Annotated in this window: 16 protein-coding genes; 5 read left to right on the top strand and 11 right to left on the bottom strand. The window is 71.9% G+C overall.

Features of this window, described 5'->3' with window-relative positions:
• Positions 1 to 39 precede the first annotated feature (39 nt).
• Positions 40 to 1,173: a cell division protein FtsZ gene (locus tag AC07O8_RS24135; protein WP_495050472.1), complete on the top strand. Its 1,134-nt coding sequence runs from the start codon at positions 40 to 42 to the stop codon at positions 1,171 to 1,173.
• Between the two features lie 64 nt (positions 1,174 to 1,237).
• On the opposite strand, the gene AC07O8_RS24130 is transcribed toward AC07O8_RS24135, so the two are convergent.
• Positions 1,238 to 1,942: a phosphoribosyltransferase gene (locus tag AC07O8_RS24130; RefSeq protein ID WP_495050471.1), complete on the bottom strand. Its 705-nt coding sequence runs from the start codon at positions 1,940 to 1,942 to the stop codon at positions 1,238 to 1,240.
• A 226-nt stretch (positions 1,943 to 2,168) separates the two neighbouring features.
• Between AC07O8_RS24130 and ku the strand changes: the two genes are divergently transcribed.
• Both ku and ligD read left to right on the top strand, forming a co-directional pair.
• Complete coding sequence (gene ku / locus AC07O8_RS24125; protein ID WP_495050470.1) at positions 2,169 to 3,197, top strand: non-homologous end joining protein Ku; 1,029 nt, start codon at positions 2,169 to 2,171, stop codon at positions 3,195 to 3,197.
• A gap of 28 nt (positions 3,198 to 3,225) precedes the next feature.
• On the top strand, positions 3,226 to 6,036 hold the full coding sequence (ligD, locus tag AC07O8_RS24120) for a DNA ligase D (RefSeq protein WP_495050469.1): 2,811 nt from the start codon (positions 3,226 to 3,228) through the stop codon (positions 6,034 to 6,036).
• A gap of 16 nt (positions 6,037 to 6,052) precedes the next feature.
• Here ligD and AC07O8_RS24115 read toward each other — a convergent pair whose 3' ends face one another.
• Positions 6,053 to 9,607 (bottom strand): ATP-binding protein, encoded by a 3,555-nt coding sequence (locus tag AC07O8_RS24115; RefSeq protein WP_495050468.1) that lies wholly within the window; start codon positions 9,605 to 9,607, stop codon positions 6,053 to 6,055.
• Positions 9,608 to 9,794: 187 nt separating this feature from the next.
• On the opposite strand from AC07O8_RS24115, the gene paeA reads away from it, so the two are divergent.
• Positions 9,795 to 11,141 (top strand): polyamine export protein PaeA, encoded by a 1,347-nt coding sequence (gene paeA / locus AC07O8_RS24110; RefSeq protein WP_495050467.1) that lies wholly within the window; start codon positions 9,795 to 9,797, stop codon positions 11,139 to 11,141.
• Here the strand turns inward: paeA and AC07O8_RS24105 are convergent.
• The 8 genes from AC07O8_RS24105 to AC07O8_RS24070 form a co-directional block, all read right to left on the bottom strand.
• Positions 11,121 to 11,624, bottom strand: a complete 504-nt coding sequence (locus AC07O8_RS24105) for a lytic transglycosylase domain-containing protein (RefSeq protein ID WP_495050466.1) — start codon at positions 11,622 to 11,624, stop codon at positions 11,121 to 11,123. The two genes, paeA and AC07O8_RS24105, sit on opposite strands and share 21 nt — an antisense overlap.
• Before the next feature lie 11 nt (positions 11,625 to 11,635).
• Complete coding sequence (locus AC07O8_RS24100; RefSeq protein ID WP_495050465.1) at positions 11,636 to 12,715, bottom strand: type II secretion system F family protein; 1,080 nt, start codon at positions 12,713 to 12,715, stop codon at positions 11,636 to 11,638.
• Positions 12,716 to 12,817: 102 nt separating this feature from the next.
• Positions 12,818 to 14,734 carry a GspE/PulE family protein gene (locus AC07O8_RS24095; protein ID WP_495050464.1) on the bottom strand — a complete coding sequence of 639 codons (1,917 nt, stop codon included), beginning with the start codon at positions 14,732 to 14,734 and terminating at the stop codon, positions 12,818 to 12,820.
• Positions 14,731 to 15,489 carry a hypothetical protein gene (locus tag AC07O8_RS24090; RefSeq protein WP_495050463.1) on the bottom strand — a complete coding sequence of 253 codons (759 nt, stop codon included), beginning with the start codon at positions 15,487 to 15,489 and terminating at the stop codon, positions 14,731 to 14,733. The genes AC07O8_RS24095 and AC07O8_RS24090 overlap by 4 nt, the downstream gene beginning before the upstream one ends.
• Positions 15,473 to 16,999, bottom strand: coding sequence for a hypothetical protein (locus tag AC07O8_RS24085; protein ID WP_495050462.1), 1,527 nt, complete (start codon positions 16,997 to 16,999; stop codon positions 15,473 to 15,475). The genes AC07O8_RS24090 and AC07O8_RS24085 overlap by 17 nt, the downstream gene beginning before the upstream one ends.
• Positions 17,000 to 17,106: 107 nt before the next feature.
• The gene (locus AC07O8_RS24080) at positions 17,107 to 18,762 is read right to left on the bottom strand and encodes a hypothetical protein (RefSeq protein WP_495050461.1); all 1,656 of its coding nucleotides are present in this window, start codon (positions 18,760 to 18,762) and stop codon (positions 17,107 to 17,109) included.
• Positions 18,759 to 19,142 (bottom strand): TcpQ domain-containing protein, encoded by a 384-nt coding sequence (locus AC07O8_RS24075; protein ID WP_495050460.1) that lies wholly within the window; start codon positions 19,140 to 19,142, stop codon positions 18,759 to 18,761. Before AC07O8_RS24075 ends, AC07O8_RS24080 begins: the two co-directional genes overlap by 4 nt.
• Positions 19,143 to 19,153: 11 nt before the next feature.
• Positions 19,154 to 19,801 carry a type II secretion system protein gene (locus AC07O8_RS24070; protein WP_495050459.1) on the bottom strand — a complete coding sequence of 216 codons (648 nt, stop codon included), beginning with the start codon at positions 19,799 to 19,801 and terminating at the stop codon, positions 19,154 to 19,156.
• Positions 19,802 to 19,888: 87 nt separating this feature from the next.
• Between AC07O8_RS24070 and ligA the strand changes: the two genes are divergently transcribed.
• Positions 19,889 to 22,060: an NAD-dependent DNA ligase LigA gene (gene ligA / locus AC07O8_RS24065; RefSeq protein WP_495050458.1), complete on the top strand. Its 2,172-nt coding sequence runs from the start codon at positions 19,889 to 19,891 to the stop codon at positions 22,058 to 22,060.
• Positions 22,061 to 22,223: 163 nt separating this feature from the next.
• Here the strand turns inward: ligA and AC07O8_RS24060 are convergent, their stop codons facing one another.
• Positions 22,224 to 23,537 (bottom strand): MFS transporter, encoded by a 1,314-nt coding sequence (locus AC07O8_RS24060; RefSeq protein WP_495050457.1) that lies wholly within the window; start codon positions 23,535 to 23,537, stop codon positions 22,224 to 22,226.
• Positions 23,538 to 23,629 lie beyond the last annotated feature (92 nt).

The raw sequence follows: 23,629 nt of genomic DNA, 5'->3' as shown, positions 1-23,629 counted from the left end.
GGCTCACGAGGCGCGCGGGGCCGCAGGAGCAAACGAGCGATGACGACGGACTGGAACCTGACGACGCTGTTGGCCGCGCTGGGCGGCGTGGTGCTGGTGGGGCTGCTGGCGCAGGGGTGGTGGAGCGCGCGCAAGGCGGGCCCGCGGCGTGCCGAGCCGATCGTGCCGGCGGGCGACCGCCAGGAGCCCAGCCTGGGTAGCGGAGGAGGGGGCGGCGCTGGCAGTGCCACCGCGGGCGAATCGTCGCTCACGCTGGACGGCACGGGCGACGGCGAGGCGGTGGACTCGCGCACGATGGACCTGCGCACGCTGGACGAGACCGTGCCGGCGATGGCGCGGGCGCGCAAGGCGTCGACGCGCATCGACGCGCTGATCGACGCGATCGCCACGATGACGCCGGAGTCGCCGGTGAGCGGCGAGATGGCGCTGTCGCATCTGCCGGGCAGCCGGCGCGCGGGCACCAAGCCCTTCCACATCGAAGGCCTGAACGCCGACAGTGGCGAGTGGGAGCTGCCGCACCCCGGCCAGCGCTACGGCGAGTTCCAGGCGGGGCTGCAGATGGCCAACCGGAGCGGCGCGCTCAACGAGATCGAGTACTCCGAGTTCGTGCAGAAGATCCAGGGATTCGCGGACGGCGTCGGCGCGATGCCCGAGTTCCCGGACATGCTGGACGTCGTGGGCCGGGCGCGCGAGCTCGACCAGTTCGCGGCCGGGCACGATGCGCAGCTGGCGATCGTGCTGAAGGCGCGTGGCGCCGCATGGACGCTGGGCTTCGTGCAGCAGGGGGCGTTGCGGCACGGGTTCGTGCCGGGGTCCATCCCGGGCCGGCTGGTGATGCCGGCGGCGGAGGAGGGCGCGCCGCCGCTGCTGACGCTGAACTTCGACGCCCAGGCGGCGTTGGCGGAAGACCCGCAGGCCTCGTCGCTGCGGGAGCTGACGCTGTCGCTGGACGTGCTGCAGACGCCGGAGGCGCTGGAGCCGTTCGCGACCTGGCAGGAATCGGCACGCAACCTGGCGCGCGACTTCGAGGCCGACGTCTGCGACGACCGCAACCAGATCCTGAACCTGCACGCCTTCCAGTCGATCGGGCAGGAGCTGTCGGAGCTCTACAAGTCCCTGGCCGCGCGCGATCTCGCCGCGGGCAGCGCGGTGGCGAGACGACTGTTCAGCTGAGCGGGGGGCACGGCGACAAGCAGCCGTGTCACCTCCACGGTCAGCGTTCCGAAACGGTCGAAGTTCAGTTGACGCGATCGAACAGCTGATCGTGCGGTGTGGCGGCCAGCCATCGCCGCACTTCGTCATCCGTCGTCTGCTCGAACCGTTCGTACCACTGCCCGACCGAGCGGAAGCGCTCCGGCGTGCGGGCGCAGATGACTTCGTCGGCATCCTGCGAGATCAGGTGGCAGGTTTCCGGCGACGACACCGGCACCGCCGCAATGATCTTCGCCGGCCGCATCTCGCGCAGCGCCTGGACGCCCGCGCGCATCGACGCGCCCGTCGCCATGCCGTCGTCCACCAGGATCACCTGCCGGCCCTCGACCGTCGACATCGGCCGGTCGCCGCGATAGAGCCTTTCGCGCCGGTGCAGTTCGCGCACCTCGGCGCGGGTGACGAGTTCCACCGCGGAGTAGCTGATCGCCAACTGCTGCAGCACCTGCGTGTTGAGCACCCGCACGTCGCCCGAGGCGATTGCGCCCATCGCGTACTCCGGCTGACCGGGCAGGCCCAGCTTGCGCACGACCAGGATGTCCAGCGGCGCCTCCAGCGCATGCGCAATCTCCGCCGCCACCGGCACACCGCCGCGCGGCAGCGCGAGCACCGTCACATCGTCGCGATGCGCATAGGCCATCAGGCGGGTCGCCAACTGCCGGCCCGCATCCCGCCGGTCGACGTAGCGCTGCGCCACGGCGGGCGGATCGGATGAAGGGTGGACGAGCAGCATGACGGGGGCTTCCGGGGACATGGAGGGTCAGGCAACGGCGATGGTCCTCTGTCTCATGAACTGAGCAAGCCGGATGCCTGCGCCGACGCGCCGAGGCGCGGCGTGTCGGGCATGTCGGGCGTGTCGGGCGTTGCGGGCGTGCCAGGCGCCGCCGGCGCGCCGGTGAGCCCCACGGGCGCGTGATTTGCCGAGTGACGGATTCCATCGATACGCCGTCGAGGGTCCCATGCCCAGCAGAACCGCCGCCCCCTCATCCCGAAGCCCTCGCAAGGCCGCCCCGCGAACCGGCAGCCGGAGCGCCGCAGGAGCGAACCGCCCCCGTGCGTCCAACGCCGATCGGGCGTCGCCGAGCAAGGCGTCAGGCAAGTCCCAAGGCAAGGCGCATCCGGCCGCCGCGGCGCGCGGCGACAGCGACGACGCCCCCGCCGCCCGCCGTGCGATCTGGAAGGGCGCCATCAGCTTCGGCCTGCTGCACGTGCCGGTCGCGCTGTACCCGGCCTCGCGCGACCAGCGCGTCGATTTCGACTGGCTCGACAAGCGCAGCATGGACCCGGTCGGCTACAAGCGCATCAACAAGCGCACCGGCAAGGACATCGACAAGACGCAGGTCGTCAAGGGCGTGAAGCAGGAGAACGGCGACTACGTCCTGGTGTCCGACGACGAGATCCGCAAGGCCTACCCGACCACCACCCAGACCATCGAGATCGAGACCTTCGTGCCCGCCACGCAGGTGTCCTTCGTCTACCTGGAAAAGCCGTACTACCTGGAGCCGATCGGCAAATCCGGCAAGGTCTACGCGTTGCTGCGCGAGGCAATGGCCGACGCCGGCCTGATCGCCATCGCGCGGCTGGTGATCCACAGCAAGGAGCACCTGGCCGCGCTGCTGCCGGCCGGACCGGCGCTGATGATCGGCATGCTGCGCTGGGCCAACGAGATCCGCCCTTGCGACGACCTCAACCTGCCCGCCGAAGGCAAGGCCGCGCATGGCTTCAAGCCGGCCGAGTTGCAGATGGCCCGCCAGTTGATCGACGAGATGAGCAACGACTGGCACCCCGAGGACTACCACGATGAATTCACCGCGGCGATCCGCGCGCTGATCGCGCGCAAGGTCGACGAGGGCGAGACGGAGACCGTCACGCCGCTGGAGGCCGCCCCGGGTGAGGGCGGCGAAGGCGGCGAGGGCGGGAACGTCGTGGACCTGACCGAGCTGCTGCGCCGCAGCCTCGGCGGCAAGTCCAAGAAGAAGGCGGCCTGAGCGCCGCGTAACCGCGAGGAGCCCGCCGATGCCGACCGCACCGCGCCAGGATCCGTTGTCCCGCTACCGGCAGAAGCGGGACTTCCGCATCACGCCCGAGCCGGACGACACGGGCCAGGTCCGTGACCGGGAGAAACGCCCGCGCGGCGGGAAGACGTCGACGACGTCGACGACTTCGAGAAGGGCCGGGAAAGCGTCGCCGCCGGCGCTGTCCTTCGTGATCCAGAAGCACTGGGCCAGCCACCTGCACTACGACTTCCGGCTGGAACTCGACGGCGTCCTGGTAAGCTGGGCCGTCCCCAAGGGGCCGTCGTACGACCCCAAGGAACGTCGCATGGCGATCCATGTCGAGGACCATCCGCTCTCCTACGGCGGCTTCGAAGGCACGATCCCGCCCAAGCAGTATGGCGCGGGCGAAGTGATCGTCTGGGACCAGGGCACGTGGACGCCGGAAGGAGATCCGCACGACGGGCTGCGCGACGGCAAGCTCGTGTTCCGCCTGCAGGGGCACAAGCTCGCCGGGCTGTGGCAACTGATCCGGACCTCGCGCGATGCCGCCAAGCGCGAGCAGTGGCTGCTGATCAAGAAGCACGACGGCCGCGAGCGTCCGCATGCGGACTACGACGTCACCGTCGAGCTGCCGGACAGCGTGATCCAGCATCCGTTGGGGCCGGCCGAGGCGCGAGGCGACCCCGCAGGCGTCGGCGTTGCGACCGACGGCGCCGAGACAAAAGACGCCGGCGGCGATCCGGCGGTGGGCGACCCCGACCTCCGCCGCGCGAAGAAGTCGCGGCTGCCGGCGGCGCTCACGCCGCAACTCGCCACGCTGGTCAGCGCGACGCCACCCGGCGACTGGATCGCCGAGGCGAAGTTCGACGGCTACCGGCTGATGGCCCGCGTCGACAAGGGCAAGGTGCAGCTGATCACGCGCGGGGGCAACGACTGGACCTCGCGGCTGCCCTCGCTCGCCGCGGCGATCGCCGGCCTCGACATCGACACCGCCTGGCTGGACGGCGAGATCGTCGTGCTGCGCGACGACGGCGCGCCGGATTTCAGCCTGCTGCAGAACGCGATCGGACATCCGAACCGGACGCGGCACGAGGACATCGTCTACTTCCTCTTCGACCTGCCGTTCCTGAACGGCCACGACTTGCGCGAGGTGCCGCTGATCCACCGTCGCGCCGTGCTGCGCGCCCTGATGAACGGGCAGGAGGGCGAGCGCCTCCGATTCAGCGAGGACTTTGCGGTGCCGCCCGAGGAGATGCTGGCCGCCGCCTGCCAGATGCGGCTCGAGGGCCTGATCCTGAAGCGCCCCGACAGCCCCTACGTGTCCGCCCGCAGCGAGGCCTGGGTGAAGCTGAAATGCCAGCAGCGGCAGGAGTTCGTCGTCGTCGGCTTCACGGACCGCTCGGACGGCGCGAAAGCGCTGGGCAGCCTGCTGCTCGGTTACCACGAGGACGGCGAACTGCGCTACGCCGGGCGCGTGGGGACCGGCTGGTCGCTGAAGCAGGCGGGCGAGATGCACAAGCGGCTCACCGCCCTCGAGGTCAAGACGCCGCACTTCGACGACACGACGATCGCCCGCAGCCACTGGTCGCGGATCGCCGGTCGCACCGGCGGCGCCGCGCGCTGGGTGAAACCGACGCTCGTCGTGGAGGTCGCCTTCGCCGAATGGACCCCGGACGGCCACGTGCGCCACGCCTCGTTCCAGGGCGAGCGCGAGGACAAGGCGCCGAAGGACGTCGGCCGCGAGGCCGCCCGGCCCGCCGAGGAGGTCCGGGCGCCGACAACGTCGAAGGCATCGAAGGCATCGAAGGCATCGACGGCATCAGAGGCAACGAAGACAGCAAAGACATCGACGAGATCGACGAGATCGACGACGGCGACGTCCAGGTCGAAGGTGCCTGACGGCGAGACGCCGAATCCGCCGATCAAGCGCGCGGGAAAGCAGGCGGGCAAGACGGCGGTAAAGCAAGCGGGCAAGACGGCGGGCAAAACGGCCTCGGCCGCTGCCGGCCAGTTGCGCATCACGCATCCGGAGCGCGTCATCGACCCGTCGACGGGCCATACCAAGATGGAGCTGGTCCGTTATTACGAGAGCGTGATCGACTGGATGCAGCCTCACCTCGCCCGGCGGCCCGTGGCCATCGTGCGCGCGCCTGACGGCATCGAGGGACAGCTGTTCTTCCAGAAGCATGTCGAGGGCGACGAGCTCATCGTCCTGCCCGATCCCGCCGCGCTGATGGCGCTGACGCAGATGAACGCGATCGAGTTCCACACCTGGAACGCGCAGGACGACAAGCTCGATCGCGCGGACCGCTTCATCATCGATCTGGACCCGGGCGAAGGCGTCGGGTTCCCGGCGGTCGCGGAGGCCGCCCGCATCACGCGCGCGCTGCTGCAGGAACTCGGCCTGCAGTCCTGGCTCAAGACCAGCGGCGGCAAGGGGCTGCACGTCGTCGTCCCGCTGGCACGACGCCACGACCACGCGACGACGAAGGCCTTCAGCCAGGCCCTGGTGCAGCACCTGGCCGCGACCTTCCCGAAGAAGTTCTCCGCCAAGAGCGGCCCGAAGAACCGCGTCGGGAAGATCTTCCCGGATTACCTCCGCAACGGGGAAGGGCAGACCACCGCCTGCGCCTTCTCCGTCCGCGCGCGGCCGGGGCTCGGCGTCTCGATGCCGATCGACTGGGACGAACTGGGGGACGTGAAGCGGGCCGACCAGTGGACCCTGGCCAACGCGCGCGACCGGCTCAGCTTCCAGAAGGTCGACCCGTGGCGGGACTACTGGCAGAGCCGGCAGACCTTGACGAAGGGCATGAAGCTGCTGGGGCTGTGAATCCGGCCGGCCGCGGTCAGGCCGGTGCCGTCGCGAGCATCGGCAGGCGCAGCTCGAAACGCGCCCCGGATCCCGCGCCTTCGCTGTGCACCGAGACGCTGCCGCCGTGCATGCCGATCAGCTGCTTCACCAGCGACAGGCCGATGCCCAGGCCGCCCTGCGAGCGGTCCAGCGCGCGGTCGCCTTGCACGAACAGGTCGAACATCGTCGCCTGCAGCGCGGGCGGCACGCCGATGCCGTTGTCGCTGACCCGGATCAGCGCGCTGCCGGGGCCGCCGGACGAGGACGGCTCCTCGCTCATCGACAGGTCGATCCGGCCCTCCGGATCGGTGTACTTCGCGGCGTTCGTGAGCATGTTGGCCACGCACTGCACCAGCCGGGCCAGGTCGCCGTTCACGCGCACGGGCTGCCCGCCGGTCGTCACCGAGAAGTGGTGGCGCCGCTCCCGCATCAGCGGCTCCGCGGTCTCCACCGCCTGCGCGATGACTTCCGACAGCAGCACCGGACCGAGCTGCAGCTCCACCCGGCCCTGCGTGATCCGCGAGACGTCCAGCAGGTCGTCCACCAGGCGCGTCAGCGTCTCGACCTGGCGACGGATGATGGCCACCATCTTCTTCGAGCGTTCATCGGGCAGGCCGATCCGGGACAGCACGTCACCCGCGCTGCGGATCGGCGCAATCGGATTGCGCAGCTCGTGCGCCAGCATCGCCAGGAACTGGTCCTTCTGCCGGTCCGCCGCCTCCAGCCGGCGCCGCGCCTTGAGGTGCGCGGAGATCTCGCGGAAATAGCAGACCACCCCCGGCGAGCCGTCCGGCAGCGGGATGCGGCTGATCTGCCATTCGTAGGCCTCGGTGACGCCGAGGTCGCTGCGCTCCTGGATGAACTCGGGCGTGTGGTACGGGTCGCCGGTCTCCAGCGTGCGCAGGAACAGCGACACGATCTGGTCGGACAGCGGATGGCCCCACTGCCGCTCCACGAGCGCATCGAAGCGCGCGCCGATCAGTTCTGCAGGACGGCCGAAGGTCGCGCGCGCCGTCGGATTGGCCTCGCGCAGGCGCAGCGTCGTGCCGTCGTGCTCGACCAGGAACACGCCCATCGGCGCCTCGTTGAGCAGGGTCTCGAACTGCTCGGTCCGGAGCCGGAAGGCCGCCTCCGCCGATTGCCGCAGGCGCCGCAGCTCCAGCAGCGCGCCGAGCCGCGCGAGCAGCTCGCGCGACGAGAACGGCTTGATCATGTAGTCGTCCGCGCCCGAGTCCAGGCCCTCGATGCGGGCCTCCTCGCCGGCGCGCGCCGACAGCAGCACCACCGGCACGCCCCCGAGCCTCGCATCCGCGCGGATCGCCGTCAGCAGCGCCAGGCCGTCCAGCCTGGGCATCATGACGTCGCTGAGCAGCAGGTCCGGCGGCTCGCGCCGCGCGGCCTCCAGCGCCTGCAGGCCGTCCGCCGCGAGCTCGACCGCGTAGTAGGGCGACAGCAGGTCGCGCAGGTAGGCGCGCATGTCGGCGTTGTCGTCGGCGACGACGATCCGCGCGCCGAAGGTCGCGGCGAAGCGCTGGTCCGCCGCGGGCCACGCGCCGCCGCCCGCGCCGGCGCGGCCGGGCGCCACCTCCCGCAGCGACTCCGGCGCGGGCAGCCAGCGCAGCGCTTCCTCGACGTAGGCGCGCGCGCCGGTCGTGCTGGCGGGCAAGGCCGGCGGGACGGGCGCCACCCGCTCGATGCGATCCTGCGGCAGATGCTCGCGGCCCAAGGGGAGCAGGACGCGGAAGAGCGTCCCTTCGCCATGCACGCTGGACGCCTCGATCCGGCCGCCGTGCAGCCGCACCAGCTCCTGCACCAGCGCCAGCCCGATGCCCGAGCCCTCGTGGGTGCGGCCCTCCGCGCCGGCGACGCGGTGGAAGCGCTCGAAGACCTTCGGCAGCTCGTCCGCCGGGATGCCGACGCCCGTGTCGGCCACCTCCAGCACGGCCAGTCGCGGATCGCCGCCGGACTGCCGCAGGCGCACCGTGACCTGACCGCGCATCGTGAACTTGAAGGCGTTGGACAGCAGGTTCAGGACGATCTTTTCCCACATCTCCCGGTCGACGTAGGCGTGCCCGGCCAGCGGCGCGCAGTCGACCTCGAAGGCCAGGCCCGCGCGTTCCATCGCGGACCGGAAGGTGCTCGCCAGGTCGCGCGTCAGCGTGGCGAGGTCGGTGGCCTGGTAGCGCGCCTGCGAGCGGCCGGCCTCGATGCGCGAGAAGTCCAGCAGCGTGTTCACCAGCCGCTGCAGCCGCGTGGCATTGCGCAGCACCAGGGCCAGCCGATCCCGCGTCGGGCCGTCCAGGTCGGGCGCGGTCACGCATTCCTCGAGCGGGCCCAGCATCAGCGTCAGCGGCGTGCGGAATTCGTGGCTGATGTTGGAAAAGAAGGCCGTCTTCGCCCGGTCCAGTTCGGCCAGCGACTCCGCGCGACGGCGCTCGGCCTCGTAGGCGGACGCGTCGGCGAGCGCCGCCGACACCTGGCCCGCGACCAGGTTCAGGAAGTCCCGGTATTCCTCATCCAGCGGCCGGCGCGGGCTGACGCCCAGCACCAGGAAACCGGCCAGGTCCTTGCCGGTGCTGCGCAAGGGCAGCAGCACGGCACGCGACAGGGTCTCGGGCCAGGGCGGCAGCGTCAGCGACACGCCCAGCGCCGGCATGTCCGGCAGGTCCCGGGCCGCGCCACCCGTCGCCAGGTCCCGCAGCGGCCAGCCGTCCGGGGGATCGGTCAGGCTGAGCGCCTCCGGGAAGGGCGAGGCGGCCTCGGCGGAGCCCGGCTGCGTCTCCGGCGCCGGCGGCAGGCTGAAGCAGACGCGTCGCGCGCTCTGCCCGCCGGGGTCGTTCAGGTAGATCGCGGCGAACGGCAGGTCCAGCCGGGAGTCGGACACCACGCCGCACACGCGCCGCGCACACTCGTGCGTCTCGTCCGCCCCGACGGCGCGTGCCGCCAGGTCGCGCAGCACGCGCAGGCGCCGCTCGCCGATCACGCGGTCCGTGACCTCGGTGACCACGCACAGCATGCCGTGCACGCACAGGTCGTCGTCGTAGACCGGGCTGTAGGAGAAGGTGTGATACGTCTCCTCGGAGAAGCCGCTGCGCTCCAGGAACAGCAGCAGGCCTTCGTCCCAGGTCGCCTCGCCGGTCGTCTGCACGTGGCGGATGCGGCTGTACGCGGCGTCCCAGACCTCCGCCCAGACGCGCTCCGACCGGGCCCCGAGCGCCCACTCGCGCTTGAGCCCCAGCGTCGGCAGGTAGGCGTCGTTGCAGAAGAAGGTCATCTCCGGCCCCCACGCCAGCCACATCGCATAGCGCGAGTCCAGCATCATGCGCACGACCGTCTTGAGCGAGGCCGGCCAGCCGTCCGGCGGCCCGAGCGGCGTGGCGCGCCAGTCGAGCGCGCGCATGCGCTCGCCCATCTCGCCGCCGCCGTCCAGGAAGTGGCGGCGGCGCGGGGCCGTGGCGGGCGCCGGGAGCGCCGTGTCGGCGCACGCCCCGGCGCGCGGCTCGGCGGGCGGGGGCGGCAGGCCGGGGGAGCCGGCGGGCGAGGCATGCATCGGCAGATATTTCCTGGTCGGGGCCGGAGTCGGTGGAGTCTAGGGGGGGCCAAGCAAGCCGCGCACCCGCATCGGCCCGCGCCCCCGCCTGGATGAGTCAGTCCCGCGGGGTTTCTGGCCTGGATGGGCTACCCGGGCGGCGCGGAGCGCCCGCTACACTGGCCACCCCTCCCTGCCGAAAGCCGCCTTGAGTTCCAGTCTGCTGCTCATCTTCCTGCTGATCTGCGCCAGCGCCTTCTTCTCGATGGCGGAACTCTCGCTGGCCGCGTCGCGGCGGCTGAAGCTGCGACAGCTGGCGGACGAGGGCGACCACCGCGCCGCGCAGGTGCTGAAGGTCCAGGAGCACCCCGGCTACTACTTCACCGTCGTGCAGATCGGCGTCAACACGCTGGCGATCCTGGCCGGCGTGGTCGGGGAGGGCGCGCTGACGCCGCACTTCGAGACGCTGCTGCGGCCGCTGATCGACATCGACACGGCGCAGCGCGCGGCCTTCGCGCTGTCCTTCACCTGCGTCACCATCCTCTTCGTCGTGCTGGCGGACCTGCTGCCCAAGCGCCTGTCGATGAACGAGCCCGAGCGGGTCGCGATGGCGCTGATCCGGCCGATGCTGTTCCTCACGATCGTGCTGCGGCCGATCGCCTGGGCGTTGAACCACGTGGCCGACGGCCTGCTGCGCCTGCTGGGCCGGCCGATGAGCCCGGACAACACGATCACCCACGACGACATCCTCGCCCTGGCCGCGGCCGGTCAGCGCGCCGGCGTCGTCTCGGCCGCCGACCAGCAGGTGATCGAGAACGTCTTCGAGCTCGAGACCCGCACCGTCGAGTCCTCGATGACCTCGCGCGAGCGCGTCGTGTACTTCTCGCTCGACGACGACGAGGCGCTGATCCGCACGCGGATCGCGGACGCGCCGCATTCCACCTACCTCGTCTGCGCGGGCGAGATCGACCAGGTGGTCGGTTACGTCGACGCGACCGACCTGTTCCAGCGCGTGCTGCGCGGCGAGGTCATCTCGCTGCGCGCGGAGCCGGCGCTGGTCAAGAAGGTGCTGATCGTGCCGGACCGGCTGACCCTGGCCGAGGTGCTGACGCATTTCAGGAACGCGCACGAGGACTTCGCGGTCATCGTCAACGAGTACTCGCTGGTCGTGGGCGTCATCACGCTGAACGACGTGATGAGCACGGTGATGGGCTCGCTGGTCTCCACCGCCGAGGAGGAGCAGCAGATCATCCGGCGCGACGACGGCAGCTTCCTGGCCGACGGCATCACGCCCATCCCCGACGTGCAGCGCGCGCTGGGCGTGGACGATTTCCCGCACCACGGCCAGTACGACACGCTGGCCGGTTTCCTGATGGTGATGCTGCGCCGCATCCCCAAGCGCACCGACGTCGTGGAATGGCACGGCTGGCGCTTCGAGGTCGTCGACGTGGACAGCCACCGCGTCGACCAGGTCATGATCGCGCGCGTCGGCGGCCCGCCGTCGGGGGACGCGCCGGGGCCGGACGCGGCGGGATCAGCGGACCTGGGCGACTGAATCCGGCGTGCCGGGCGCCGCCCGCAGCGCGACGTAGTGCCGCAGCACCTGCCGCGCGTAGGCCTGCCGCTTGACCGGATCGCGGGCGTTGTAGGCGCCCAGCGCCTCCGCGTTGCGGCCCATCGCGCGGAAGTTGCCGCCCAGGATCCACGCCCCGACCAGGATGTTGGCGCAGGGCACGTGCAGGTCGCTGGCCTTGACGCCGTGGCGCGCCAGCACCGGCAGCCACGAGGAGTTGATCTGCATCAGGCCGACGTCGGTCGAGCCGTTGGCGTTGCGGTTGATCGCCGCCGGGTTCAGGCCGGATTCCTGGCGCGCGATGGCTTTCAGCAGCAGCGGCGAGACGCCGTAGCGCTCGCCGGCCAGCACGAAGCAGCGGTCGAAGCGCGAGGCCGCGGCGGAACCCGCGGGGTCTGCGGGGGCGGCCCGCGCAGACAGCGCGGCGACGAGCAGGCCGGCCGCCAACGCCAGCGTCCGGGTCACGACCGCGCGTCTCACAGGCCGCCCATGTCGGCCTGGAGGCTGCTTTGCGCCTCCATGACCGTGGCCAGGAAGCCGCCGAGCAGGAACAGCAGCAGCAGCGCGGCGGCGACCAGCAGCAGGCCGTTCAGCCGCGCGGCGGCGTCCGAGATGCCGAGCTGCAGGCGGTCGATCGACCCGATGCCGATCCGCACGAACGCGGCGACGGGATCGCGGCGGTCGGCGGCGTCCTCGATGCGCTCCTCCATCGCGGGGTTGAGCACGCCGGTGGCGAAGGCGCGCCCGAACTGCGCCGACTCGCCGCCGGACAGGCGGGAGAGGATCTGCCGCAGGTGCCAGCGCATCCACGGGGCGCTGAAGCGTCCCGCCCGTTCCAGCGACGCCCGCAGCGACACGCCGGCCCGCATCAGCGACGACAGCGAGATCACCAGCATCGCGCCGGAGAAATCGCGATAGAGGCTGAACGGCGGATGCCGGTCCAGCCAGCGCCGCGCGCGCCCCTGCCAGCGCGGCAGGGACCACAGGAACAGACCGCCCGCGGCCAGCATGGCGGCGCCCAGGACCAGGCCGTGCCGGCGGATCGTCGACGCGACCGCATACAGCGCGCGCCCCAGCGCCGGCCAGCGCTCCGGCGCGATCAGGTCGGCGAGCACGGGCACCGCGTGCAGCGAGAACAGCACCAGCATCCCGGTCATCGCGCCCAGCAGCAGCAGCGGGTAGGCCACCGCCTGACGCACCGCGCGGAACATGCCGTCGACCTTCTCGGCGGTGCCGGACAGGAACAGCAGGCCCTGGGACAGGCGCTCGTCGCCGCCGCCCTGCAGCGCATCGATCATGAGCAGCTCGGTCGGCGGCATGACGCCGTGCAGCGCGCGTGCCAGCGACCCGCCCATCGCCGCCTGCAGCATCCGGCGGTAGAGCAGCTGATCGCCGCGCGAGCGCCGCCGGGCGCGGGCCTCGAGCTTGCGCAGGATCGTGTACAGCGGCACGCGGTCCGCCAGCGCCGAGGCCAGGTCGTAGTAGAAATCGCCGCGCCGGCGGCGCAGGCGCCGGGCCGCCGCGCGCAGCAGCAGCCAGTCGAGCGGATGGGTCATCGGGGGAGGCCCTGGTCGATGTCGATGTCGATGTCGACGTGAGCGGCGATGAGGGTGTCGGTGTCGGTATGCATATCGGCGTGTGGATCGGTGGCCGCGGGTTCAGGCGTCATCGTCGGCGAGCGTCTGCGCCAGCAGGGCCGCGCTGCCGAAGGTCCGCTCGAAGTGGAAGGGATCGACCCGCCCGAGGGCGACGTCGTACAGCACATGCCCCCAGGCGTCCTTGCCGTCCATGTCGGCGTCGGTGAACGGCGCCCTGCGGCGGCGGCGCCAGTGACGCCGGGCCTCGGCGTCGCGGCCCTGGCGCAGCAGGTCCAGCAGACGCAGGTCCGGCACGATCACCTCGGCGCCGACCTTGACACCGGCGGTGCCGTCATGGGCGTCGTCCACCAGGCCCGCGCGCCCGGGGCCGGGGGGCAGACCCTCGCCATAGTCGATCCCGGGCCGTCGGCAGTGCGTGCAACCTTGCGCGCTCGCGCAGTAAATCTTGACCGGATCGAGGCCGAAGCCCGCCTGGAAGGTCTGCAGCGCATCGGCGCCCATGACGGCGGCGGCGGGGCGCTTGCAGTGCTCGCAATTGATCGGCATCAGCACCTGGTAGACCATGGCGGAGAGGAATTCCGGATCGCACAGGTCCTCGCGGGCCAGGCCCAGCAGCCGGGACGACAGCCGCCCGACGATGCCCAGCGCGGAGGTCGCATGCACCGTCGACAGGATCTTGTGGCCGGTCTGGATGGCGGCCTGCGCCATCGAGGCCGACAGCCCGTCGCGGATCTCGCCGAACAGGCCGACGTCGGGATCCATCCGCAGGAAGGCCAGCATCGCGCCATGGAAGGGATCGGCGCCGCCGGCCGCGCCGCGCTGGATGGAGAGATGACTGACGCCGGGCGTCTCGTACTCGACGGGATCCTCGATGGTGAAGAGCTTGCGCGAACCGTCGCGCGCCAGCATCGTCATCAGCGCGTTGAGCGTCGTGGTCTTGCCCGAGCCGGTGACCCCGGCGACGAACACGCCGCCCCAGGCCGAGGCCAGCGCCTCGCGCAGGCGGGCGGCCTGCCACGGGGTGAACCCCAGCGGCTCGAGCGCGGCCAGGCGCGGACGTCCGCCGCCACGAGAGCGGCGGTCCCCGCCGCCACCGAGATCACCGAGATCACCGAGATCAGCGAGGTCTCCGACGTCGTCGCCACCCTCGCGACCCCGGCCGATCTGGCCGATCTGGCCGTCCTGACGGTTCTGGCCGTCCTGCCGATGACCGTGATCGTCCCCGCCCGACGCCCGCAGCAGCCGCACCACCACGTCCATGCCCCCCACGGCGGGATGGCTCTGGTAGCGCAAGGTCAGCCGCGATCCGGGCAGGTCCAGCGGGATCATCGCGGCCTGCGGCACCGCGCCGTTGAAGGCGACTTCGGAGCGCGAGCGCTCTTCGGCCAGCATGGTGTAGGCGGCCGAGAGTCCGTCGATGGCAACGCGCGCCGGATGGCGGGCCAGCACCCGCATGCGACCGTCCAGCCGCACCCGGGCCAGCGCCACCGCGCCGCGCACCTCGATGTGCAGGTCGCTCGCGCCCGCCCGGCGGCAACGCTGCACGATCTCGCGGAACCACTCGAGCGGCGAGGAGCCCGCCATCATCGCGTCGATGTCGCGGGCCGACTCCGCGTCCCGGCGCTCTTCGGGGGTGGCATCGGCGGGCAGTTCCCGGAGGGCGATCGCCGACGGCGCGGCGCGGGCGAGCAGCGCGGCGAACACCTCCGGCGCCGCGGTCAGGTGGCCGGCGAAGGCCAGTCCCTTGGCCTTGCCGGCCTGCACGAGGCGGTACCAGTCGGGTCGATGGACCTCCTCGATCGTCGACACGACCAGGAACCGTCCTCCCGCCAACGCGAGCGCCACCAGCCGGTCCTGCTTGTGGCTCGCGACCGGCAGCGCATCCACGCCGGGGTCGACGAGCAGCGCGTGCGCGGCGGCGGACAGCACGCGCTCGAATGGCGGCAGCCGTGCCGGATCGTCGATGTGGCGGCTCAAGGGGCGGAAGCGCCGGACGGCGCCGGGACCGCCGGCGCGGGCAGGGCGGTGGCGCGGTGGACCGCCCCGGGGTCGCCGCCGTCGGCAGGGTCGCCGTGATCACGGTGATCACTGGGGTCGCGGTGATCGCGGTGATCGCGGTGATCGTGATTCCCGCGCTGCCCGTCATGGCCCCCTCCGCCACCGGGTCGCTCGACCCGATCGTCGGCGGGCACCCAGAAACGCTCGAAGCGGTAGCCCGCCGCCGCGGTGCCCCGCGCCGGCGGCGGCAGCACGAGGCGCAGCGGCGGCCGTCCATGCGCCGCGACCCGCTCGAAGTCCAACCCCGCCCCGGTCAGTCCGACCACTCGCCAGGGGCCGACGCGCAGCGCCGGCGCGGAGGCCGCGTCGATGGCGTGGACCCGTCCCTCCAGCAGGACCTCGGCCCGCCAGCGGTCGCCCGAGGCCGTGAGCGACCACAGCCGGGGCAGGCCGTTGGACGCATCCCCCGCGAGGGCGGTCGGCACCGTCGCATCGGCGGGCGGGCGCGGCATGCCCGCCAGACGCGTCGTGGCGATGGCCAGTTCCGCCGCCTTGTTCAGACGGGCCGCGTCGACCAGTTGGCGCAGGGTGACGGTCGGCGTCGTGCCGATCGCGGCCCCCTCGTCGTTGCCGGCCTGGGCCACGGAGAGGTTCGCGAGCAGCCACGGCCCGAGCCAGGCCACGCGGGTCACCCGCGGACCTCCGGGCCGGCGCGGTTCAGTAGCGCGCGCCATGGGCGAAGAGGGATCCGGAAAGCTCATAACTGATCTGTGAAGGGGCGAAGTTCAAGGTGAGGGTTTCAACGACGACATACGGCGGCACTTGAAGCAGCGGCAAGGACCAGACGCCGTCCTTCAGACGCCAGTCCAGGCGCACGACCACGTGCGCGCCGTCGGCCGCGACCACGGGATCCGCGGGCCCGGTCGCGCTGGCCACGCCAGCCATGCCGGTCGCGCCGGGCGTGTTGGACGTGCTGGTCGCGCTGGTCGCGCTTGACATGCCGGTCACGCCGGACGGTGCAGTCCTGGCGCTCACCGCTGTGGCGCTCGCGCTTTGGCCGTCCGCCTCGGCGAGCAGCGGCACGCCCGGATGGAGCGTCGCCGTGGCACCGCCCGCGGTCACCAGGTCCTGCAGATGGCTGCCCCACACGTTGACGGCCAGGCGCAGCGGCGGCAGCCGCGCGACGATGAGCGCTTCCCCGGCTGCCAGCGGCGGTTCGCCGGTGTCGGCCAGCGGGGTGCGCATCGATGCCGCGAGGACGTCCTCGCCGTCGGGCGGGTCGGGCTGCATCGACGGCGGACCGAGCGCGCCGGGCGGCAGCGCGTCCAGCGTCTCGAAGCTGCCGTGATAGCGCGCCCAGGTGGCCACGCAACCGGCCGTGCGATCGCAGTCGACCTGCTGCAGCGTCCATCCGGCACGGCTCACCGGCATCGCGGCAATGGCCGCGCGCCACCGGTCCAGCAGCGCGGCCCCGGGACGGCCCGCCTGTGCGAGCTGTTGAGCGAGTTGCCGGCTGCGCGCGGCGTTGGCCTGCAGCCGGGCCTGCGCGGCCGCCGCGGCCTGGCGGGCCGCGGTGATCAGTTCGCGCTCGACCGCGCGTTCGTGCCGCAGCCAGGTCGCGAAGCCGACCGCGAGCGCCAACGTGGTCGCCCCCCCGACGATCACGGCCGGCCACCGGGCGGACCGCAGCGGCCGCAGCCGCGTATCGGGGTCGGGTTGTCCGAACAGCACGTCCGACGCCATCGCCTCGCCGATGCGGTCGCGCGCGGGCAGATGGCTGGCGACGCGCACCGGCTGGTCCGGATGCATGTCGCGGAACTCCTGCAGCACCGCCAACGCGGCGTCGAGGTCGGGCAGCAGCCGGTCAAAACCTGGCACCGGCCGACGATCCATCAGGCCCACCAAGGCCACGGGCGAGGGCCGGTCGTCCGTCGCCCCGGCCGGCCGTGCAGCCGCAATCAGGCAGGCCTCCGCGCCACGCTCGGCGAAACGGGCCACCAGCAAGGCCACCGCCGAATGCACGCGGTGGCACGCGCGATGCCCGACGCCATGCCCAGCGCCATGCCCGGTATCGATCCACCGCGCCAGCCCCAGCCAGCCGTCGTCCGGCAGTCGCGCCACGACCCGATAGCCCGCCGCGTGGGCCTGGCGCAGCTCGGCGCCCGGCGCGTCCGGCCTCGCCACCGGATGCCACTCCAGCCCGAAGGCCAGGCGCACGCCGGCGACGACGATCACCTGGGCCACGCCGCTCTCGGGGCTCGCCGGGCGCTCGTTGCGGGCAGGGGCAGGGCGGGTCCCGTCGAGGCGGTCCGTCCCGCCGGCCTGTGCCGGCCGTGTCGGTCGGGGATCCGTCACGGTTCCACCAATCGCGGCGTGATCAGCACCACGGTGCCTTGCCGGGCGCGCAGCCCGCGGCGCGCCAGCGGCAGCACGCCGCGCACGACGTCCGCGTCGTCCAGCTGCGTCTGCAGGCGCTCGAAACCCGCCAGCACCAGCGTCCGGCCGGCCGGCACGCCGATGCGCTGCAGCGTGCTGAAGCTCATCGTCTCCGGCAACTGCACCGATTGCGACAACGGGCCGCTGCCGCTGGTGAAGGCGCGCAACTGGCGCAGCTCGCTGATCTGCAGCGCGGTCTGCAGCAGCACCAGGTGCGAGTCGAGGATCACCGGCAGCACCGTCAGTCCAAGACCGGTCGTCAGCTTGCCGGGCTCGATCGCGCCGGGCGTGCTCAGACCGGTCGCGGGGTTCACCGTCGGCGCCGTGGTGCGCTGCACATACGACCGGGTCTGCAGCGCACCGACCGGCACCGGCATCCGGTTGGTGGTGGTGACCACGCTGGAATAGGCGGTCGACACGCGGCCGTACTCCTGCAGCGCCTTGGCCACCCATTCGACGGTCGATCCGCCCGCGTCCGGCCTGCCCAGCACGGCGGTCAGGGCCGCGGGTGCGCCGCCCCCCAGCGGGCCGAGCGCCGACGACGCGGCGAACTGCAGGCGCCGGCCTGCGTCCAGGCGTCCCAGCATCGCCGCCCAGTCGATGCCGTTGCTGAACTCGTCGGAGAAGCTCACCTGCAGCACTTCGATCTCGAGCACGACCTGCCGCAGCAGGTTGGCGTTGAGCGCGTCGAGATAGGCCTGCACCCGCTCCACGTTGGCGAGCGCGTCCGTCACGGTGACCAGCCCCGCGCGCGGATCCACCTGCAGCGCCGCGACGGCGGAGAGCATGGGCTTGAGCGCCTCGGGCAGTCCCGCCCAGTAATCGCTCTGGGTGCTGCCGTCGATCTTGGCCGCCCCGCCGCCGGCGCCGTCCGCGCCGCCCAGCACGTCGAAGGCCGCGCTCGCGTCCAGCCCGCCCGGCAGGGCCTTGACGGGCATCGCGCGCGTGACCACGCGGGAGAACACGATGCGCCCCCCGGTGTAGCTCCACTGCAGGCCCGCCTGCGCCGCGATGCGGTCCAGCAGCGGTCGCAAGGGGCCGGCGTGGTCGATCTCGACGGTGTTCTGGTGTTCCGGCGCGGAGATGTCCAGGCGGTGGGCGCCGGCCCGCGCGGCCAGGCGCAGCGCCGCGGCCTCCTCGGGCGCGGCCGTCGAAGCGTCGAAGGCGGGCCGCGGCACGGGGCCGGGCGCGTAGTCGGCGGCGCCGTGCAGCGCGTCGGGCGTCATGATCACCGGCAGGCCGACCGCGCGCGACAGCAGTTCGGCGACCGCGGCCAGCGGCAGCCGGCCCGGCGCGTGCAGGCGCACGTCGCCGAGGTGTGCCGGCAGCCGTTCGTCGCGGCGCAACGGGATGGACCGGCTCGCGAAGCGCGGCGCGGCCTCGGCCACGACCAGCGGCGGCGGCGCGACGTTCTCACGCAGGCGGGACTGCAGCGCCGCGGCGCGATCGAGCAGCGCCTGGTGGGTCTGCTCGGTCTGGCGGGCGGCCGGAACGGCGCAGCCGACCAGGGCGAGGACCGCGGTCGTGCCGGCGGCGGTCGCGACACGGCGCGCCAAGGCGGCGATCCTCACCGGCGCGCTCCGTCGGGCAGGTAACGGCCGATGCGCACCACGCGGGTCTCCGCCTGGATGCGGGCCTGCAGCGGAAAGTCGGTGTCGCGCAGCGCGGCCATCGTCTGGTTCAGGACGTCCAGGAAGTTGCCGCGCAGCGTGACCTCGGCGTCGATGGGGAAGTCGCGCTCGACCTCCCAGACCAGTTGCCAGCCCGCCTCGCGCGACCATCGGTGGAGCGCCTGATGGACGGTGCCGTCGGCGCGCAGGAAGGCCCAGGCGGCCGGGGCTTCCGCCTCGATCGTCCGCCAGGCGGTGGACGGCGGGACGGCGTCCGCCGATCGGACGCCAAGCGGGGCCAGGGCGAGTGCCATTGCGGCGATGAGGGGCGTGGGCTGCATGTCGCGTCCGATCACAGGGCCATCAGCACATGGATGGTCGCGTCGTCGCCGGCCTGGCTGCACTGCTCGGCCAGCACGCTGATGTCGAGCGGCGTGTCCTTGCCCGGCACGCGCAGCATGTCGCCGGCGGCGGGCATCGCCGCGGGCAGGGCGCCGCTCGCATCGATCCACAGGCCGTCGCCCAGCATCGCCAGGCCCCGCGCGACGCCCGCGCACTGTCCGGCCGGGATGGCGGCGTAGGTCAGGGTGAAGGCGCGCCCGCGTTTCAGCGTCTCGAAATCGGTCTCCAGGCCCTTGGCGAAGATCGGCCCGCCGAACGGATGGGTCACCCGCGCGTCCCTGCCCGAGCCCGTGATCATCTCCCGGGGGAAGGCGCCCATGGCGATCGCGGTGGACGTGTCCAGCCGCGAGACGTCCCCGTCGCCGGAGGCGCCGAAGCCGGTGAGACTGACCTTGATCTGGGGCGCCTGACGCAGCAGCGCGGAGCGGTCCATCTGCGCGTTCAAGCTGCGCATGCCGATCAGCACGCCGACCATGAACACGATGATCACGCCCACGCCGATGAGCAGCTCCAGCAAGGTGACGCCGCGTTGCGGCGACACGCCGATGCGATGGAACCTGGAACGGCGGGAGGCGACCGCGGACGCGTTGGCTTTCATGGAACTGGCTTTCCTTCTCGAGGGGCTGATGCGGGGGTGCCGGTCGTGACCGGCGCCGGCTCAGTGGGGGTGCGCCACAATGCGCGCATGACTCCCTCGAGGTCCCATCCCGTGCCGACTGACGTGCCGCCTTCCACGCCCGCTCCCACGCCCACTTCCGCGTCCACTTCCGCGCCGACACCCGTGTCCTCCCTCTCCGCCGAGCAGGCCGCCGCGCGCGCCGCCGCACTCCGTGAGCAGCTGCATCACCATGCCCACCTGTACTACGTGCTCGACACGCCGTCGCTGCCCGATGCCGAGTACGACAAGCTGTTCCAGGAACTGCAGGCGATCGAGGCCGCGTTCCCGGCGCTGCTGACGCCGGACTCGCCGACGCAGCGCGTGGGCGGGCAGGTGCTGGACGGATTCGAGCCGGTGAGGCACGTGGTGCCGATGCTGTCGATCCGCACCGAGACCGACACCGAGGCCAGCGGCGCCGAGAACTTCGACGCCCGCGTGCGCCGTGAGCTCGACCTGGGCGAGCAGGCCGCGCCGGTGGAGTACGCGGCCGAACTCAAGTTCGACGGACTGGCGATCAGCCTGCGTTACGAGCACGGCGTGCTGGTGCAGGCCGCCACGCGCGGCAACGGCGAGACCGGCGAGGACGTGACGCAGAACGTGCGCACCATCCAGCAGATCCCGTTGAAGCTGAAAGGCGAGGGCGCGAAGGCGGCGGTGCTGGAAGTGCGCGGCGAGGCCTACATGCGCCGCGACGATTTCGAGGCGCTCAACGAGCGCCAGCGCGCCGCGAACGAGAAGACTTTCGTCAACCCGCGCAACACTGCCGCCGGCGCGATCCGGCAGTTGGACCCGGCGCTGGTGCGGCAGCGCCCGCTGAGCTTCTTCGCCTACGGCATCGGCGAGACGCAGGGTTGGGACATTCCCGCCACGCACGGCGCGATGCTGGATGCGCTGCAGCGTTACGGCCTGCCGGTCAGCGAGGACCGCGCGGTGGTGCGCGGCGCCGAGGGGCTGGTGGCCTTCCATCGAAGCGTCGGCGAGAAGCGCGACGCGCTGCCCTTCGACATCGACGGCGTGGTCTACAAGGTCAACAGCCGCGAGCTGCAGCGGCGCCTGGGTTTCGTCTCGCGCGAGCCGCGCTGGGCGGTGGCGCACAAGTACCCGGCGCAGGAGCAGGTCACCCGGCTCGACCGCATCGACATCCAGGTCGGCCGCACCGGCAAGCTGACGCCGGTGGCCAAGCTGGAACCGGTCTTCGTCGGCGGCACGACGGTCAGCAACGCGACGCTGCACAACCTCTTCGAGATGCGCCGCAAGGGCATCCGCGTCGGCGACCAGGTCATCATCCGGCGCGCCGGCGACGTGATCCCGGAGGTCGTCGGCAAGGTCGACGCGACGCGTGCGACCTACGTGCCCAACTTCCGGATGCCCAAGCACTGCCCGATCTGCGGGAGCGACGTCGTGCGCGAGAAGGGCGGCATCGACCATCGCTGCAGCGGCGGCATCTTCTGCCCGGCGCAGCGCAAGCAGGCGATGCTGCACTTCGCCGGACGGCGCGCGATGGACATCGAGGGGCTGGGGGACAAGCTGGTCGACCAGCTCGTCGATGGCGGCATCGTCACCAGCCTGCCGGGGCTCTACAAGCTGGGCGTGGCCAAGCTCACCGCGCTGGAACGCATGGGGGACCGGAGCGCGCTGAACCTGGTCGACGCGTTGGAGAAGAGCAAGCGCACGACGATGGCGCGCTTCCTGTTCGCGCTGGGCATCCGGCAGGTCGGCGAGACCACGGCCAAGGATCTGGCGAAGCACTTCGGCAACCTGGACGCGCTGATGGGCGCGACCGAGGAGCAACTGCTGGCGGTCAAGGACGTCGGGCCGATCGTCGCGAAGAGCATCGCGGCGTTCTTCGCCGAGGCGCACAACCGGGAGGTCGTCGAGCAGCTGCTCGCCGCGGGCGTCGAATTCCCGCAATCGGAAGGGGCGGCCGCGACGCCCGCCGGCCCCCAGCCGCTGGCCGGCAAGACGCTGGTGCTGACCGGCACGCTGCCAACGCTGTCACGCGACGAGGCCAAGGAACTGATCGAGGCCGCCGGCGGCAAGGTCAGCGGCTCGGTGTCGAAGAAGACCAGCTACGTCATCGCGGGCGAGGAGGCGGGATCCAAGCTCGACAAGGCGCGCGAACTGGGCTTGACCATCCTCGACGAGGAGGGCCTGCAGGCATTGCTCGCCGCACCGCCGGACGCGATCGCCGCCGGCTGACTGCAGAGGCCGCTGGCCCTCACCCCCGCCCTCTCCCGCCGTGCGGGAGAGGGAGTCCCACCGGCTCTACTCGCAGCGATGGCTCCTCTTGCCCCCTCTCCCGCTTGCGGGAGAGGGCAGGGGTGAGGGCCAGCGGCGGTGGAAGTGCTGAACCCTTCGGCGTTCAAGCCGCCGCGGTCTTCCGACGGATCACCATCGCCATGATCGCCGCCAGCAGGCAGGCCGCGCCTGCAACGTAGAGCGCCGGGGAGTAGCTCAGCAACAGGCTGCGGCTCAGCCCCGCGCCGTAAGCGGCGACGGCCGCGCCGATCTGGTGGCCCGCGAAGATCCAGCCGAACACCATCCCGACCTTCGCCGCGCCGAAGCGCTCGGCGGTGAGGCGCACCGTCGGCGGCACGGTCGCGATCCAGTCCAGGCCGTAGAACACCGCGAACAGCGACAGCCCGTAGAGCGTGAACTCCGCATTCGGCAGCCACAACAGCGACAGCCCGCGCAGCGCGTAATACCAGCACAGCAGCTTGCGCGTGTCATAGCGGTCGCTGAGCCAACCCGACAGGATCGTGCCGATGAAGTCGAAGATCCCCATCATCGCCAGCACCGAGGCCGCCGGCACCGCCGCCAGGCCGTAGTCGCCGCACAGCGAGATGAAATGGGTCTGCACCAGGCCGTTGGTCGACAGCCCGCAGATGAAGAAGGTGCCGAACAGCAGCCAGAAGGTCGGCTGGGTCGACGCTTCACGCAGCGCGGTGAACGGGGTGAGCCAGCCCACCTTCGCCGCGGGCGCCGCCGCCGAACCCGCCGAACCCGCTGAACCCGCTGAACCCGCTGAAGCAGCGGCGGCCGGATCGGCACCATACGGCGCCAGGCCCACGTCGGACGGCCGGTCGCGCATGAACAGCAGGACCAGGCTCATCACCGCCAGGCACAGCACGGCCAGCGGCAGCAGCGGGGCGCGCCACCCCCAGCGCTCGATCATCCAGGCGGCGATGGGCAGGCAGATCAACTGCCCGGTCGCGGCGCTCGCGGTCAGGATGCCCATGATCAGGCCCCTGCGGGTCGCGAACCACCGGTTGGACACGATGGCGCCGAGCACCAGCGCGGTCATGCCGCTGCCCAGCCCCAGCACCACGCCCCACAGCACGACGAGATGCCACAGCTGCGTGACCAGTCCCGCCAGCAACATGCCGCCGCCGACCAGGCCCAGCGCCACGCTGACCACGGCCCGCACGCCGAAGCGCTCCATCAGCACCGCCGCGAAGGGCCCCATCAGGCCGAACAGCGCGAAACGCAAGGCCAGCGCCGACGAGATCTGGCTGGTGGACCAGCCGAACTCCTGCGACAGCGGCTGCAGCATCGCGCCGGGCAGTCCCAGCGCCGCCGACATGAAGAGCATCGTCAGGAAGGTCAGCCCGGCGATCACCCAGCTGAAGTGGAGACCCCGATGGGTCATGCGGCGGGACATGGCGGCGGCAAGCATGCGGGAGGATCCTTCCAGGGGCGCTTGTTTTAATGATGGCCGCCATCGTATCGGGATTCCCGACACGCGCCGCAGATTTGATGATGACCCTA

Source organism: Roseateles sp. GW821-FHT09G09, from assembly GCF_059415965.1.
The sequence above is the reverse complement of the archived record's forward strand: the minus strand, read 5'-3'. Positions and strand labels throughout refer to the sequence as shown.

Excerpts from the sequence above, each read along its gene's own strand:
- AC07O8_RS24135 (WP_495050472.1), top strand. The coding sequence starts at position 40 with ATGACGACGGACTGGAACCTGACGACGCTGTTGGCCGCGCTGGGCGGC.
- ligA (WP_495050458.1), top strand. The coding sequence starts at position 19,889 with ATGACTCCCTCGAGGTCCCATCCCGTGCCGACTGACGTGCCGCCTTCC.
- AC07O8_RS24115 (WP_495050468.1), bottom strand. The coding sequence starts at position 9,607 with ATGCATGCCTCGCCCGCCGGCTCCCCCGGCCTGCCGCCCCCGCCCGCC.
- AC07O8_RS24070 (WP_495050459.1), bottom strand. The coding sequence starts at position 19,801 with ATGAAAGCCAACGCGTCCGCGGTCGCCTCCCGCCGTTCCAGGTTCCAT.
- AC07O8_RS24090 (WP_495050463.1), bottom strand. The coding sequence starts at position 15,489 with ATGGCGCGCGCTACTGAACCGCGCCGGCCCGGAGGTCCGCGGGTGACC.
- ku (WP_495050470.1), top strand. The coding sequence starts at position 2,169 with ATGCCCAGCAGAACCGCCGCCCCCTCATCCCGAAGCCCTCGCAAGGCC.
- AC07O8_RS24100 (WP_495050465.1), bottom strand. The coding sequence starts at position 12,715 with ATGACCCATCCGCTCGACTGGCTGCTGCTGCGCGCGGCGGCCCGGCGC.
- AC07O8_RS24130 (WP_495050471.1), bottom strand. The coding sequence starts at position 1,942 with ATGCTGCTCGTCCACCCTTCATCCGATCCGCCCGCCGTGGCGCAGCGC.
- ligD (WP_495050469.1), top strand. The coding sequence starts at position 3,226 with ATGCCGACCGCACCGCGCCAGGATCCGTTGTCCCGCTACCGGCAGAAG.
- AC07O8_RS24075 (WP_495050460.1), bottom strand. The coding sequence starts at position 19,142 with ATGCAGCCCACGCCCCTCATCGCCGCAATGGCACTCGCCCTGGCCCCG.
- AC07O8_RS24060 (WP_495050457.1), bottom strand. The coding sequence starts at position 23,537 with ATGCTTGCCGCCGCCATGTCCCGCCGCATGACCCATCGGGGTCTCCAC.